The organism is Thalassobacillus sp. C254 (genome assembly GCF_001310615.1).
The window spans coordinates 351,596-367,331 of record NZ_BAXQ01000001.1 but is presented as its reverse complement, the minus strand read 5'-3'; the positions used below and the strand labels follow the sequence as shown (position 1 = coordinate 367,331).

Here is a 15,736-nt window from a genome sequence, read left to right as displayed (position 1 = left end):
GGCTTTTTGTTAGAAAGAGTGCTGCGTGTATTAGAATATGACAAAATGAAACAACAGCTTAAAGCCCATATTGCTTCTTCCCTTGGAAGAAAAAAAGCAGAGGAACTACAGCCTTTAACGGATCTTGAAACCGTGAAGAGAGAGCAAAAGCGAACGTATGAAGGTACAAAAGTTCTTCGTTTAAAGGGACAGGCTCCTCTTGGGGGATCCATGATATCCAGCCACAAATTAAGCGTGCGAATATTGGTGGTATGCTCAACGCCGAAGAGTTACGGGATGTGGCAGATACTATCTATGGCGGCAGACGCTTGCGCACATTCATTCAAAACATGGTTGAAGAGGAAGTGTCTTTACCTTTATTAGATGAGTTAACAAGCGCCATCATTCCATTAACAGAGGTTGAAAAAAGCATTAAACAGTGTATTGATGAGCATTCTGAGGTTCTTGATTCTGCAAGTGATTCTTTGAGAAATATAAGACAAAATATCAGAAGTCATGAATCTTCGGTGCGATCCAAGCTGGATCAAATAATCCGGTCTTCCAGCAATCAAAAGAAACTCTCTGACACGATAGTGACAATAAGAAATGACAGGTATGTGATTCCAGTAAAGCAAGAATACAGAGGGGCTTTTGGAGGAATCGTTCATGACCAGTCATCATCTGGAGCTACATTATTTATCGAGCCTCAATCTGTGGTTTCAATCAATAACCTGCTAAGAGAAGCACGAGTGAAAGAAAGACAGGAAATTGAACGGATACTCATGGAGTTATCAGGATTAATAAATGAGCATGGAGAGGAGCTGCTCAGCAATATTGAAGTGCTTGCTGAGCTTGATTTTCTTTTTGCGAAAGCATACTATGCAAAAGAAATTAAGGGAACGCAGCCTTCTTTAAATGAGGATGGCCGCCTTGAATTTCTGAAAGCCCGTCATCCTCTTCTTTCCGAAGAGGAGGTCGTGCCTATTGATGTAGAGCTTGGAGGCTCATTTTCTTCCTTGATTATAACCGGTCCGAATACCGGAGGAAAGACAGTCACTTTGAAAACAGTAGGCCTGCTCTCTTTAATGGCTCAATCCGGCCTTTTCCTTCCGGTAGAAGAAGGGTCCGAAGCTTCGGTTTTTTCTCAGGTTTTTGCTGATATTGGAGATGAACAGTCCATTGAACAAAATTTAAGCACATTTTCTTCACATATGACTAATATCGTAAACATTTTAAAACATGTCGATCATAAAAGCCTGGTTCTATTTGATGAAATAGGGGCAGGAACTGATCCGACGGAAGGAGCTGCCCTGGCTGTTTCAATTCTGGACTATGTGTACAGTACTGGTGCTAAGTTAGTAGCGACTACTCACTACAGTGAACTCAAGGGATATGCTTACAATCGAAAAGGCGTAATGAATGCAAGTGTGGAATTTAATGTTGAAACTTTAAGTCCAACGTATCGTCTCCTTATCGGTGTGCCGGGCCGAAGCAACGCTTTTGCGATTTCCCGGCGCCTCGGGCTGGACGAATCGATCATTGCAGCTGCAGAGAACGAAGTAACAGCTGATTCACGTCAAGTGGAGCAGATGATCACCTCACTTGATGAAAGACGAAAAGCTGCTGAAATGGAAAGAGAGGAAGCCGAGGCTCATCGCAGGGAAGCAGAAAAGCTTCATGAAGAGCTTGAGCATAAGCTGGCAGAAGTGGAAGAGAAAAGGTCAGGCATCTTAAAGGAAGCTGAAGATAAAGCTGAAAAAGAAGTGAAAAAGGCACGAAAAGAAGCGGAAAGCATTATCAGTGACTTGCGGCGTTTACAAAAAGAAGGGCTGTCTGTTAAAGAGCATGAACTTATCAGTGCAAAAAAACGAATGGATAAAGCAGCGCCCGAACTTACCCCCAAAACAAAACAAATAAAAAAGCAAGCTAAGAAAAAGGAAGCCCTTCACCCCGGAGATGAGGTAAAAGTATTGAGCTTCGGCCAAAAGGGGCAGATTATTAAGCAGGTAAACGAGACGGAGTTTCAGGTACAATTAGGAATTATGAAAATGAACGTAAAAAAAGAAGACATGGAGAAGGTTAAAGGGGAAACGGCTAAATCTCAGCCTAAGCCGATAGCTTCCGTGTCTTCGGCAGGACAAGCAGTAAAACCAGAACTTGATCTGCGTGGAGAACGCTTCGATGAAGCGATGAGAAAAGTAGAGAAGTATTTAGATGAAGCTGTTCTTGCCGGGTACAACCAGGTTCATATCATTCACGGAAAAGGAACGGGGGCTTTGCGTAAAGGCGTAAAGGACTTGTTAAAAAAACACCCGAGTGTGAGCGGAACTCGTGACGGAGGTATGAATGAGGGCGGGCTTGGTAATACAGTGGTAGATTTAAAATAATAGCCTTTACACTTATAGAGGGCTGGTGGCAGACGTGGAGGAGCTATTTGAAAACCCATTTATACAAACAGCAGGCCAATACAGTGTAGCGGTATTGGCATTGATCGTATGCCTGACTATTTTCGAATTTTTAACTCCCTATAAAAATTGGGAACAAATCAAAGCGGGAAACATGGCCGTAGCTCTCGCTACAGGCGGGAAGATATTTGGAGTAGCAAATATCTTCCACTTTTCTATCTTGCATAACGATTCTATTTTGCTCATGTCAGTATGGGGAGCATTCGGGTTTGCTTTGCTTATGTTAGGATACTTGATATTTGAATTTTTAACTCCAATGTTTAAAGTGGATGAGGAAATAGAAAATGGAAATAAGGCAGTAGGATTTATCGCCTTTGTTTTGTCAACAGGGCTTTCTTTTGTTATCGGGGGAGGAATTAATTCGATGTAACGAAAGAGAGCTTGATTTAGGATGAGGAGGATCAGTTGTGGAAACACTATGGAAAGTCTTAATTGTTTGTTGTATCGGATTTATGTTGGCAGGGGTTATTTACTTAACATTTTTCGTATAGTTTTGGAAAAACAGGGAGGAGAGTCCTCCTTTCATCTTATTATTTCGAATATTCATTATAATTAGTCAAAAAATTTAAAATAACCAGTTTAAAATTGTAAACGCTTCCATTAGAATGTAAGTATAAGGGAGGAGTTTTAAAAAGAAGGAGGACTTTAAAATAAAAGGAGATGGGGAAATGGTAAAGGAAAAATTATGGCTGGAAAGTTACCCGCAGGAGATACCTTCAACTCTAGAGTATGAAAATCGTTCTTTGCAATCATTTTTACAAGAAGCAGCACGTGAGAATCCTGAAAAACAAGCTTTTCATTTTATGGGTAAGGATATGACCTATAAAGAAGTCTACGGAGATGCTCTGAGATTTGCGAATCAACTGCAAAGCCTTGGAGTGAATAAGGGAGATCGTGTTGCCATTATGCTTGCCAACACCCCTCAATCGGTTATTTGTTATTACGGCGCTTTATTAGCAGGGGCCGTGGTAGTACAAACAAATCCTTTATACGTCGAACGGGAGATTGAGCACCAAATGATCGATTCTGGTGCAAAGGTTATGGTATGTCTTGATATTCTTTACCCCAGAGTAGAAAAGGTATGGAGAAAAACTTCTTTAGAATATGTTGTGGTAACTAGTATTAAGGATTACCTGCCTTTCCCTAAAAATGTAATTTATCCTTTCGTGCAGAAAAAGAACACCGGTATCAAGGTTAATATTTCGTATAACAGCAAAACACTCCATTTTCCGTCTCTTCTTTCAGCGGGGGAGGAGAAGGAACTTGATATACCGATTGACCCAAAAGAAGATCTTGCCTTATTACAATACACCGGGGGGACCACAGGACCGGCAAAAGGTGTGATGCTTACTCATTACAACCTGGTAGCAAATACGCTTCAATGCAGGGCATGGATGTACAAAATGAAAAAAGGAGAAGAACGGGTTCTGGCTGCATTACCATTTTTTCATGTGTACGGTATGACCGTTGTAATGAATTTATCTATCATGTATTTGACGAAAATGATTATCCTTCCTAAATTTGACCCGAAGCAAGTGTTAAAGGCGATTCAAAAACATAAGGTAAGTCTGTTCCCTGGAGCTCCTACTATGTATGTCGGTCTTATTAATGAACCTGACATCGAGAAGTATGACCTCTCTTCTATTGAAGCATGTCTCAGCGGTTCGGCGCCTCTTCCAGTGGAGGTTCAACAGCAGTTTGAGAAGCTGACTGGCGGAAAACTGGTCGAGGGGTATGGATTAACAGAAACATCCCCTGTAGCTGTTTCCACCCCGATTTGGGGGAAAAGGAAAGCTGGAAGCATAGGGGTGCCATGGCCTGATACTGAGGTGGCCGTTCTTTCGGCAGAAACAGGTGAAACAGCTGAGCCAGGTGAAATAGGTGAACTTATGATCAGGGGACCGCAGGTAATGAAAGGTTATTACAACAAGCCTGAGGATACAGCTGCCTCTTTTAAGGAAGACTGGTTTTTAACAGGCGATATGGGTTACATGGATGAAGAAGGATACTTTTATATCGTAGATCGGAAAAAAGACATGATTATTGCTGGTGGCTTTAACATTTATCCAAGAGAGATAGAGGAAGTGCTGTACGAACATGAAGCCGTTCAGGAAGCAGCCGTAATCGGTGTGCCTGACACGTATAGAGGAGAAACCGTGAAAGCATTTATCGTACTAAAAAAAGGGAAAAACGTAACAGAAGAAGAACTTGAAAAGTTCTGCCGGGAAAATTTAGCTGCATTTAAAGTGCCTCGTTTATATGAATTTAAAGAAGAGCTTCCAAAGACAATGGTTGGAAAAATCCTTCGTCGGGCGCTTGTGGAAGAGGAAGAAAAAAAGCGTAAAGAAAATGAGGATTCATTAAAAAAAGGAAGCTAATGATATAAGCCGCCGTCCCATCGGCGGTTTATTTATTACAGATGGAGAGGTGCCAGGCACCAATCCGAGTCTGTAACAAGTTCAAGTGGGCATCTTTTGTCATTGGAAAGTAATATGACAATGAGAGCTGGTGCCAGGCATCATTATAAAAAAATTGTAAAAAAGGATTTAAAAATGAACGACTATTCAGTACAATGGGGATAGAGGAGAAATACCTTTAGAGAGGAGAGGGTGAGGGAGGATCTTGAATGGTAAAAGAACTGCAGAGACAATGGGAAGCTAAATATCCGCCTGAAATTTCAACAAATATTGAATATCCAAAAAGAACTCTTCAATCCTTTTTAAAACAAACGGCAGAAGAGTATCCAAATCATAAAGCCCTGTATTTTTATGGGAAAGAGTGGACATATTTGGAGCTGTATGAAGAGTCTGTTACATTTGCCGGTCAACTTCAAGACCTGGGGGTAAAGAAAGGTGATCGGGTAGCCATCATGCTTCCTAACACTCCCCAGTCTGTCATTAGTTATTATGGAACATTGTTAGCAGGAGCAGTGGTAGTGCAGACTAATCCCCTTTACATGGAGCGGGAGTCTTACATCAGATGACTGATTCAGGAGCTAAGGTTATGATCTGTCTGGATTTACTTTACCCCCGTGTGATGAAAGTTAAGGAAGAGACACAGCTTGAACATATTGTCGTAACAAAAATAAAAGACTGCCTGCCTTTCCCAAAAAATGTGTTATACCCACTAACGCAAAGAAAAAGTGCAAAGGTTAAAGTAGATATTTCCTACAATCATTTTATCCACTCTTTTTCATCCTTGCTGAAAAAAGGATCCTTTAAGGAAATCGAGGATGAGGTGGATCCAGTTGAAGATCTAGCCCTTCTACAATATACCGGAGGGACTACTGGTCTTGCGAAAGGTGTTATGCTATCGCACTATAACTTAGTAGCTAACACTACTCAATGTTTAAGCTGGATGTATCAAATGGAAAAAGGAAAGGAAAAAACATTAGCTGTTCTCCCTTTTTTCCATGTTTACGGTATGACAGTTTCCATGAACCTTTCGGTTATGAATGGATCACAAATGGTGATTCTCCCTAAGTTTGATCCAAAAGAGGTTCTACAAATGGTTCAGAAACATAAGATTACCACCTTCAGGTGCGCCAACGATGTATATCTCACTTTTAAATCACCCTGACCTGGAGAAATACGACTTATCGTCTATTAAGGCATGTATCAGCGGTTCTTCCCCGCTTCCCGTGGAAGTACAGCACCAATTTGAATCTGTCACGGGCGGCAAGCTTGTAGAGGGATTTGGCTTAACTGAAAGTTCCCCGGTAACGCACTGTAATTTAATCTGGGGAGAGAGAAAAGAAGGAAGTATTGGCCTTCCGTGGCCCAATACGGACGCTGCGATCCTTTCACAGGAAAGTGAAGACTTCGGTGAGCCTGGAGAAATTGGGGAGTTAATTATAAGAGGACCGCAAGTAATGAAGGGATACTGGAACCGTCCAGAAGAAACAGCTGCCACTTTCTTTGACGAATGGCTGAAAACGGGAGACATGGGTTACATGGATGAAGAGGGCTTTTTCTACATTGTTGACCGGAAGAAGGATATGATTATTGCCAGTGGATTTAATATCTATCCTCGTGAGATTGAAGAGGTACTGTATGAGCATCATGCAGTTCAAGAAGCTGTAGTCATTGGAGTGCCTGACCCGTACCGCGGGGAAACGGTGAAAGCCTTTATCGTAACAAAGGAAGGAATGACTCTCACGGAAGGCGAACTTAACAAGTATTGCAGAGAGAATCTTGCTTCCTACAAAGTTCCAAAGATATATGAATTTCGAAGTGAGCTTCCTAAGACCATGGTGGGAAAGGTTCTCCGCCGGGTACTAGTGGAAGAGGAAAAAGAGAAACGAGCACAGTCTAAAGAAAAGAGTCATCAGAAAACTTCCTGAAATCCTGGAATTAAGATTGACAGTTTATAAATGTTTTCATAAAATAAAAGAAAGATGAATGAACGGTCATTCATTACATCGTGAATTACATCGCAAAGAATGAATGGGAGAAAGGAAGACTAAGATGAGTAAACGAAAAGGACCGAAATACGAACAAATTATAGAAGCGGCCGTTCGTGTTATTGCAAAAAATGGCTACCACCACGCACAAGTATCAAAAATCGCCAAAGAGGCAGGTGTGGCAGACGGCACCATTTATCTCTACTTTAAAAATAAAGAAGACATCCTCATTTCACTTTTTGACGAAAAGATGGGCACGTTCGTCAGTAAAATCAGAGAGGAATTGTCAACAGTGGAGTCAGCTGCAGAAAAGCTGTCGGTCCTAATCAAGCTTCATTTTAAACAATTGGCCGCTGACAAGCATTTAGCTGTGGTTACCCAATTAGAATTAAGGCAGTCTCACAGCGATTTGCGTCAGCAGATTAATGAAATATTGAAGGATTACTTATCTTTAATGGAAGAAGTAATCATAGAAGGCAAGGAATCTGGAAGCTTTTCTTCTTCATTGAACGAAAAGCTATCAAGACAAATGGTCTTTGGAACATTAGATGAAGTGGTAACAAACTGGGTTATGAAAGAATGTAAATATGATCTGGAAGAATTAGCTGAACCTGTTTATTCTATGCTTTTAAATGGTTTTAAAACCAATGCTGAAAGCACAGTAGAAATGTAACAGCTAAAGAAACGAGGAGGGGGACAGCCTTTATTATGTCATATTTGTCTATAAAAAAGGAACATAAGATTGGGTATATTACCATAAATCGGCCCCCGGCTAATGCTCTAGCCAAAGCATTGCTGGAAGACTTTGAGAAAGCAATAGAAGAGCTTGAACAAGATTCAGAAGTAAAGGTTATTATTTTACACGGAGAAGGTAAATTCTTTGCAGCGGGAGCTGATATTAAAGAATTTACACAGGTGAATAATGAAGAAGAGTTCGCCCGGTTATCAAAAAACGGGCAGCTTTTATTCGAACGATTGGAAGCCCTTACAAAACCGGTGATCGCGGCGATCCATGGAGCTGCTCTGGGAGGGGGATTGGAGCTTGCCATGGCCTGCCACATAAGGATCGCAACCGAAGAAGCAAAGCTCGGGCTGCCAGAGCTTAACCTTGGAATCATTCCTGCTTTGCCGGCACCCAGAGACTGACCCATATAGCAGGCAGTGCAAAAGCAGCTGAAATGATGCTGAGCGGCGAGCCATAACAGGGAGAGAAGCAAAAGCCGCAGGACTGGTAAATCAAGTATGTGCAGAAGGCGAGCATTTGGAAACGGCTGTAAAGCTTGCAGAAAAGATAGCTTCCAAGAGTGCCGTGAACATTCGCATGATTATGGAGCTTCTCTCTTACAGCAAAGGAGAGGACTTTAGAAAAGGAGTAGAAAGAGAAGCAGAGCTTTTTGGAGAATCGTATGGAACTCATGATAGTAAAGAAGGAATCACTGCTTTTCTTGAAAAAAGGAAACCTCAATTTAAAGACCACTAAGCAAATTTATTTTACTAGGGAGGGATAGTAATGAATATTTTTGTCATTATGAAGCGCACATTTGACACGGAAGAGAAAATTGTTATTAACAACGGGGTAATTGATGAAGAGGGAGCAGAGTTTATCATTAATCCCTATGACGAGTACGCTATAGAGGAAGCCATTGTTTTACGAGAAGCTCATGGCGGGGAAGTGACGGTCATAACTGTAGGGGATGAGGAAGCAGAAAAGGAGCTCCGTACCGCTCTGGCAATGGGAGCAGACAAAGCCGTTTTACTGGACATTGAGGATATTGATGGTGAAATTGATCATTTTAGTGTCTCAACTATGCTCACGGCATACTTAAAAGACCAGGAGTATGACATTATCCTGGGGGGAAATGTTGCCGTTGATGATGGAGCTGGACAGGTAGCACCTCGTGTGGCCGAAGGTCTTGGAATTAATCAAGTAACAACGATTACAAAGCTTACAGTCGATGGAGATAAAGCAACAATTGAAAGGGATGTAGAAGGGGACATCGAAATTGTAGAAACTGCTCTTCCTCTTCTGGTGACTTGCCAGCAAGGGTTGAATGAACCAAGGTACCCATCACTTCCAGGGATTATGAAAGCAAAGAAAAAGCCATTAGAGACCCTTGACCTGGATGATTTAGATCTTGAGGAAGAGGACGTAGAAGCAAAGACTAAAACGACTGATCGCTTTCTCCCTCCGGAAAAAGGAGAAGGGAAAATTCTTGAAGGCGATGTGAACGATCAGGTGAAGGAATTAATTGACCTATTGAAAAATGAAGCAAAAGTTGTCTAAGGAGGGATTTAGAATGGCTAAAAAAGTAATTGTTCTGGGAGAAACCCGTGATGGGGAAATTAGAAATGTAACCTTTGAAGCAATCGCAGCAGCTAAAAAGGTTGCTGATGGAGGAGAAGTAGTCGGTGTTCTCTTTGGAGAGAACGCGAGTGGCTTTGCGAATGAAATGATTCATTACGGGGCGGACCGTGTGCTGACTTCAGAGCATTCCGACTTAAAGCAGTACACCACTGACGCTTATCAGCAGGCAATTTTACAAGTGTGTGATCAAGAAAGCCCGGAGGGATTATCTTTGGTCATACTTCTTCAGGGAAGGATCTTGCTCCCCGACTGGCAGCTAAACTTGGTCAGGACTTGTATCCGATGCTGTGGACATAGAGATAGAGGGAGGCACAGCGGTTTTTACCCGTCCTATTTATTCAGGTAAGGCTTTTGAAAAGAAATCTATTGAGGATGGGCTCGTATTTGCTACCATTCGCCCCAACAACATCGCTTCTTTAGAGAAAGATGAGGCAAGAAGCGGAGAGGTGCAGTCTATTGACGTAGATATCAAGGACTTACGAACCATCATTAAAGAAGTAGTGAAGAAAACAGCCGGCGGCGTAGACTTATCTGAAGCGAAGGTTATTGTTGCCGGCGGCCGTGGAGTAAAAAGTGATGAAGGGTTTAAGCCGCTTTATGAACTTGCTGAAGTGTTAGGCGGGGCTGTAGGGGCATCCCGGGGTGCCTGCGATGCCGAGTATTGTGACTACGCTTTGCAAATTGGGCAGACAGGTAAAGTGGTAACCCCTGACCTTTACATTGCGGCAGGTCTTTCCGGGGCCATTCAGCATTTGGCGGGAATGTCCAATTCCAAGGTCATCGTTGCGATTAACAAAGATCCTGAAGCGCCTATATTTGAAGTAGCAGACTATGGAATAGTAGGCGACCTGTTTGAAGTAATTCCGCTTCTTACTGAAGAGTTTAAGAAAGTTACAGCGTAAGACAAAGAAGGGTGTCCCAAAAGCCTGCTTTTGGTGCTACCCTTCTTTTTGTTTCCTGTTCGGGGCACATAAAATGTCCAGTTTTATATTTTTATTTTCGGGTATTCTAACTAGTGCAAGTTATTCGCTTCTATCATTTGGCAATGCTATAATGCATATGTGTAACTAAAGTGTTGACCAAAGGAGGATTATAATGGCAATTGTAAACGTAACTGATCAAAACTTTGCGGAAGAAACATCTGCGGGTGTAGTTCTTGCAGATTTTTGGGCTCCGTGGTGCGGACCTTGTAAAATGATTGCGCCTGTTTTAGAGGAACTTGATTCTGAAATGGGAGACAAAGTGAAGATTGCTAAGCTTGATGTAGACGAAAACCAGGAAACTGCTGGGAAATATGGGGTAATGAGTATCCCGACTCTCCTTGTATTCAAAGAGGGAGAAGTAGTCGAGCAAGTGGTTGGCTTCCAGCCAAAAGAGCAATTGGAAGAACTGCTTAATAAACATCTGTAAGAAAAAACGAACTGGTGGCAGAAGACGTTTGCCGCCAGTTTTTTATGTAAATTAGTATGTTTACATTGCACTCTTCTCTTTTTAAAAGGCTTTGTTTAAGGATGATGCGGATTTTATAAGGCTTTTGATTGTAGATATAAACGCATAAATCGAAGATACAATTGACTGAATAGTATTACTTGCTGTTCCTCCTTTATAAGACAGCTTACATGCAGTATGATTAAGCCAGGAATAATAAATAGCCTCTCAAGAAAATACAAAGAGGTGGAAGCTATGAGTCAACTTAAAGAGAAGCTGGCAGTCTTGCCTGATCAGCCAGGCTGCTATTTAATGAAAAATAAAAACAACACTGTCATCTATGTAGGAAAAGCAAAGGTACTGAAGAATAGAGTTCGCTCCTATTTTACTGGTTCTCACGATGGAAAAACTCAAAGACTGGTTAGCGAAATCAGAGACTTCGAATATATTATCACTTCTTCAAACCTGGAAGCTCTCATACTAGAGATGAACTTAATAAAGAAATATGAACCAAAGTACAACGTCTTGTTAAAAGATGATAAATCGTATCCTTATTTAAAAATTACTAACGACACTCATCCTCGTTTACTTACAACAAGAAAAGTAAAAAAGGACGGCGGGAAATATTTTGGTCCCTATCCAAATGCTTTTGCAGCAAACGAAACAAAGAAGTTACTGGACCGTCTGTATCCCTTAAGAAAATGCAGGACGCTGCCAGAAAGGGTGTGCCTCTATTATCACATAGGCCAGTGCCTTGCCCCATGTGAATTTCCGGTCAGTAAAGAGCAAAACAAGGAAATGGTTCAGGAAATTGTACGCTTTTTAAATAATGGCCATCAGGACGTAAAGGCTGAATTGCAGGAGAAAATGAATGTTGCTGCAGAGGAGCTGAACTTCGAACGCGCCAAAGAACTAAGAGACATGGTGCAGCACATCGATTCGGTTATGGAAAAACAAAAAATGATGATTAAAGACCAGACTGACAGAGATATCTTTGCTTATTCTTTTGACAAAGGCTGGATTTGTGTTCAGGTTTTCTTTGTGCGTCAGGGGAAATTGATTGAAAGGGATGTTTCGGTATTTCCTTATTATCAAGATGCAGAGGATGCATTTTTAACTTTTCTCGGACAATTCTATTTAAAGGCAGAGCACATTAAACCAAAGGAAATTTTTATTCCTGCCCATTTAGATCGAGAAATGGTTGAAAAGCTGCTTGAAGTGAAGGTATATCAGCCTAAGCGGGGAGAAAAGCTGGAATTGGTAAAGCTTGCCGAAAAGAATGCAGAAGCCGCTTTAAAAGAACGTTTTGCCTTATAGAACGGGATGAAGAGAGAACAATTAAAGCGGTGGATAAGCTGGGGGAAGCTTTAGGAATAGATACTCCTCATCACATCGAAGCGTTTGATAACTCGAATATTCAAGGAGCCGATCCGGTTGCTGCCATGGTGACGTTTATAGATGGAAAGCCGAGTAAGAAAGATTACCGGAAATATAAAGTGCGAAGTGTAAAAGGTCCTGATGATTATGCCTCTATGAAAGAAGTAGTTCGAAGGAGATATCTGCGACTGTTGAAAGAGCAGTCTCCTCTGCCTGATCTCATTGTTATTGATGGAGGAAAAGGCCAGCTTTCAGCAGCTCAAAGTGTTTTAAAGGATGAACTTGACCTATTGACCCTGTTGTTGGTCTGGAAAAAGATGAAAAGCATAAAACGGCCCAGCTGGTTATGGGAGACCCTCCTGAGTTTGTCACCCTTAAACGGGACAGCCGGAGTTTTACCTCTTGCAGCGGGTGCAAGATGAGGTCCATCGCTTTGCTATAACCTTTCACAGACAGAAACGAGGCAAAACAATGTTTACCTCTGTTCTGGATGATGTTCCAGGGGTAGGGGAAAAGAGAAAACGAAGCTTGTTAAAGCATTTTGGTTCTGTAAAGAAAATGAAAGAGGCCTCTTTGGAGGATTTTCGCCATGCCTCTATCCCAGACAAAGTTGCAAAAGATATTATGCAGCGATTAAATGAAGAATAAGAGCAGCGGCCCCTTTTCAGGATCCGCTGCTCTTTTTTCTTGTTTTTCTTGTTTCTCTTCCGAAGTGATCCTTAGGATCCCAATGAACTTCAAAGAGTACTTTGGTTTTTTATCAGTAATAAATGTTTCGGCAGGGCAGCTGGTTAACCGCTCTAACTGCTCAGCCAGAAAGCCCGCTTCCAGGTGGCGGTCAAACGAAGCTTTTTTTCCTCCAGCCAGGTGTGGAAGTTCTAGTTCTATAAGAATTTCGCTTTTCTTTTCTTTTAATATATGAACTTCTCCCCATCCGGCTTTCACGAAAAACTCTTTAATTTCATCAATGGATTCCAATGGGAAATTCCTTGCCAGGGCTTTCCCGCCCCAATATAGTATCTCGCTATGTTCTTTTCCTAAAAGCTCAGGAAGAAGAGTGTCGCGGATAAGCTCATATCCAAAGTCTGTATATGACTGATTCTCTTTTTCCATAAAAGGCCCCCACTTTCTCTATCTATATTATAGCGGGTTTCAGCTATTTTCTCTATAGAATCTCGGTAGGATAAATGGTATACTTAGGCCCGAAACTTGTCGGAGGTTGAACATAATGAAAACCCGTCTAGCAAAGTTCATGTCGCCATTTCGATTCATTATCGTTGCATATATTATTACTATGTTTTTAATCAGCCTCCTTCTATGGATGCCGATTTCTCAGCAGCCAGGTGTTAACCTGACTTATTTTGAAGCATTATTCACATCAATATCGGCTGTAAGTGTAACTGGGTTGACAGTGGTAGATGTGTCTCAGACCTATAGCTACGTAGGTGTCTTTTTTTGGCTGTGGCCATTCAGCTGGGGGGAATCGGCATTATGACCCTGGGGACCTTTGTCTGGCTGTTGTTTGGACAGAAAATTAATCTTTCAAGAAGATTATTAATTATGGTGGATCAGAACCAGTATCAATTTTCAGGCATGGTGAAGCTGATGCGTGGAATCTTACTGACCGCCCTAGCCATCGAATTAATAGGGGCCTTAATCCTGGGGACATATTACATCCAATATTTTGATTCTGTGGGACAGGCATATTATCAGGGGGCCTTTGCTGCATTGTCAGCGTTTACGAATGCTGGCTTTGATGTGACAGGACAATCATTAATTCCATTTGCTGATGATTATTATGTTCAATTTATAGTCATATTGCTTATCTTTTCCGGAGCTATCGGATTTCCAGTATTAATGGAGTTAAAAGAATATTTCTCATCAAAAGACCGGCAATTTAAATTCAGTCTGTTTACAAAAGTGACTGTTACTACTTATTTTCTTGTCTTCATTATTGGTGTATTTGGTCTTTGGGCTTTTGAACGAAATTATTATTATGTAGGTATGGAGTGGCACCAGCAGCTGTTTTTTAACCTGTTTAATTCAGCAACAGCCAGAAGTGCAGGACTGTCCACAATGGAAATATCGGACTATACTCTCCCGACGCTTCTTTTTCTCTCCGCTTTAATGATTATAGGGGCGAGCCCTTCAAGTGTTGGCGGAGGTATCCGAACGACCACACTGGCCGTTATGTTTTTAACCATTCGAAGCTTTGCACTTGGAAAAAGTGACGTAAAAGTATTTGGCAGAGAGGTTCACCCAGAAGACAAGCAGAAAGCGTTTATTGTGTTATCCTTCTTTTTCGTTGGACTTGTATCGGCAGTAACCATGATCACAGCCTGGAGAGAGAAAATCAAAATGTCGAGCTTATTGATGTTATTTTTGAAACCAGTTCTGCTTTTGGAACATGCGGACTGTCCACTGGGATAACAGCAGACTTGAGCATGCCGAGTCAAATTATCCTCCTGTTCCTCATGTTTGTCGGTAGAGTGGGGATTCTAGTATTTTTATTTTCTGTAAAGAAAAAGATACAAAGACTCATTATAAATATCCAACTGAACGAATGATTATCGGATAAAAAGAGGAAATGGAAGGTAAACAGAGGCTGTCACCCTCTGTTTTTCTATTAGTGGATAATCCATGCATAAGAGGAAGAAAAATAGGTATACGCTTTCTTGACGAGCATGGAAAGTGGGAGTACAATAAATTTGTCAGATTTATGGCGAAATTAGAGACATATATGCAAGTGAACAGGTCTCTAAAGTGGTTTTTAACTGTAGCTTTTTGTGCGTTAAAGTAGAAAAGAGAATCAGGTGAGCATCCGCTCATTCTATGATCCTCACAAAGGCTGAGAGTCTTTGGATGTAATTATTGATGTGGAAGACAATTTGTCAGGAGAGCATACATAACCGCTTAATTGCAGTAACTGATTTGCATCGGCAAACTAACTGCTTTTTCTTTAGCTCCCCAGTTCGTTCTTCCATACTCAAACAGGGAGGTTGTTTCATAGAGAAAAGTATAGAGAGAATAGTAGGAGAAACGACAACAAAGGTTAAAAAAACATTTTGTGGGGGGACACAGGCATGGCAGGGAATCGTGAATTTTTCAATCGTCGACTGCATTCATTGCTAGGAGTTATTCCAGTTGGGATCTTTTTAATTCAACACTTAATTGTTAACCACTTTGCGGTGTATGGAGCAAGCTCATTTAACCAGGCTGCTCACTTTATGGAAGGGCTTCCCTTTAGATATGCACTTGAACTGTTAATCATCTTTATTCCACTTTTATATCATGCAATTTATGGACTGTACATAGCATTCCAGGGCAAGAGTAATACAAGGCGCTATGGTATTTTCGTAACTGGATGTTTTTACTTCAAAGAATCACTGGAGTATTCCTTCTTATTTTCATTGCGTGGCACGTATGGGAAACGAGAATACAAGCCGCTCTGGGCGTGGAAGTGAATTATGATATGATGGCGGACATTTTAAGCAGCCGTTTATGCTTGTTTTCTATATAGCCGGTGTGGTAGCTGCAACGTTCCACTTTTCTAATGGGCTTTGGTCTTTCTTGGTATCATGGGGAATTACAATCACCCCTCGTTCCCAAAAAATTGCAACCTACGCAACAATCGGTGTTTTTGTCATTTTAACGTTCATCGGCGTGCGTGCAATCTTTGCATTTATCAACCTGAATTAGCGAATATTTAAGGAGTGAGTG

The 15,736-nt window shown here is 41.4% G+C and carries 8 protein-coding genes and 7 pseudogenes; 14 read left to right on the top strand and 1 reads right to left on the bottom strand.

Annotation, left to right across the window (positions count from 1 at the left end; genetic code table 11):
• The first annotated feature begins 6 nt into the window (after window positions 1–6).
• From JCM19033_RS02060 to uvrC, 11 genes and pseudogenes are all read left to right on the top strand, one after another.
• Window positions 7–2,366: pseudogene (locus tag JCM19033_RS02060) on the top strand (endonuclease MutS2).
• 34 nt (window positions 2,367–2,400) lie between these two features.
• Complete coding sequence (locus JCM19033_RS02055) at window positions 2,401–2,814, top strand: DUF350 domain-containing protein (protein WP_054635154.1); 414 nt, start codon at window positions 2,401–2,403, stop codon at window positions 2,812–2,814.
• A gap of 298 nt (window positions 2,815–3,112) precedes the next feature.
• On the top strand, window positions 3,113–4,822 hold the full coding sequence (locus tag JCM19033_RS02050; protein WP_054635091.1) for a long-chain-fatty-acid--CoA ligase: 1,710 nt from the start codon (window positions 3,113–3,115) through the stop codon (window positions 4,820–4,822).
• A 248-nt stretch (window positions 4,823–5,070) separates the two neighbouring features.
• Window positions 5,071–6,270, top strand: a pseudogene (locus JCM19033_RS02045) (AMP-binding protein); the annotation flags it as partial.
• Between the two features lie 45 nt (window positions 6,271–6,315).
• On the top strand, window positions 6,316–6,786 hold the full coding sequence (locus tag JCM19033_RS27860) for a hypothetical protein (RefSeq protein WP_374701189.1): 471 nt from the start codon (window positions 6,316–6,318) through the stop codon (window positions 6,784–6,786).
• Window positions 6,787–6,910: 124 nt separating this feature from the next.
• Complete coding sequence (locus JCM19033_RS02040; protein WP_054635090.1) at window positions 6,911–7,519, top strand: TetR/AcrR family transcriptional regulator; 609 nt, start codon at window positions 6,911–6,913, stop codon at window positions 7,517–7,519.
• A 35-nt stretch (window positions 7,520–7,554) separates the two neighbouring features.
• A pseudogene (locus JCM19033_RS02035) lies at window positions 7,555–8,326 on the top strand (enoyl-CoA hydratase).
• A 30-nt stretch (window positions 8,327–8,356) separates the two neighbouring features.
• Window positions 8,357–9,130, top strand: a complete 774-nt coding sequence (locus JCM19033_RS02030; protein ID WP_054635089.1) for an electron transfer flavoprotein subunit beta/FixA family protein — start codon at window positions 8,357–8,359, stop codon at window positions 9,128–9,130.
• A 13-nt stretch (window positions 9,131–9,143) separates the two neighbouring features.
• Window positions 9,144–10,113, top strand: a pseudogene (locus tag JCM19033_RS02025) (electron transfer flavoprotein subunit alpha/FixB family protein).
• A 193-nt stretch (window positions 10,114–10,306) separates the two neighbouring features.
• Complete coding sequence (gene trxA / locus JCM19033_RS02020; protein WP_054635088.1) at window positions 10,307–10,621, top strand: thioredoxin; 315 nt, start codon at window positions 10,307–10,309, stop codon at window positions 10,619–10,621.
• A gap of 273 nt (window positions 10,622–10,894) precedes the next feature.
• Window positions 10,895–12,664, top strand: a pseudogene (gene uvrC / locus JCM19033_RS02015) (excinuclease ABC subunit UvrC).
• Here uvrC and JCM19033_RS02010 read toward each other — a convergent pair.
• Window positions 12,650–13,129 (bottom strand): DUF2507 domain-containing protein, encoded by a 480-nt coding sequence (locus JCM19033_RS02010; protein WP_157049701.1) that lies wholly within the window; start codon window positions 13,127–13,129, stop codon window positions 12,650–12,652. The pseudogene uvrC and the gene JCM19033_RS02010 sit on opposite strands and share 15 nt — an antisense overlap.
• A 115-nt stretch (window positions 13,130–13,244) precedes the next feature.
• Here JCM19033_RS02010 and JCM19033_RS02005 point away from each other — a divergent pair.
• The 3 genes and pseudogenes from JCM19033_RS02005 (at window position 13,245) to JCM19033_RS01995 (ending at window position 15,715) form a co-directional block, all read left to right on the top strand.
• Window positions 13,245–14,594 (top strand): annotated as a pseudogene (locus tag JCM19033_RS02005) (TrkH family potassium uptake protein).
• A gap of 51 nt (window positions 14,595–14,645) precedes the next feature.
• A complete protein-coding gene (locus JCM19033_RS24040; protein WP_198153391.1) occupies window positions 14,646–14,816 on the top strand; it encodes a hypothetical protein in 171 nt (56 codons plus the stop codon).
• Between the two features lie 283 nt (window positions 14,817–15,099).
• Window positions 15,100–15,715 (top strand): annotated as a pseudogene (locus JCM19033_RS01995) (succinate dehydrogenase cytochrome b558 subunit).
• Window positions 15,716–15,736: the final 21 nt, after the last annotated feature.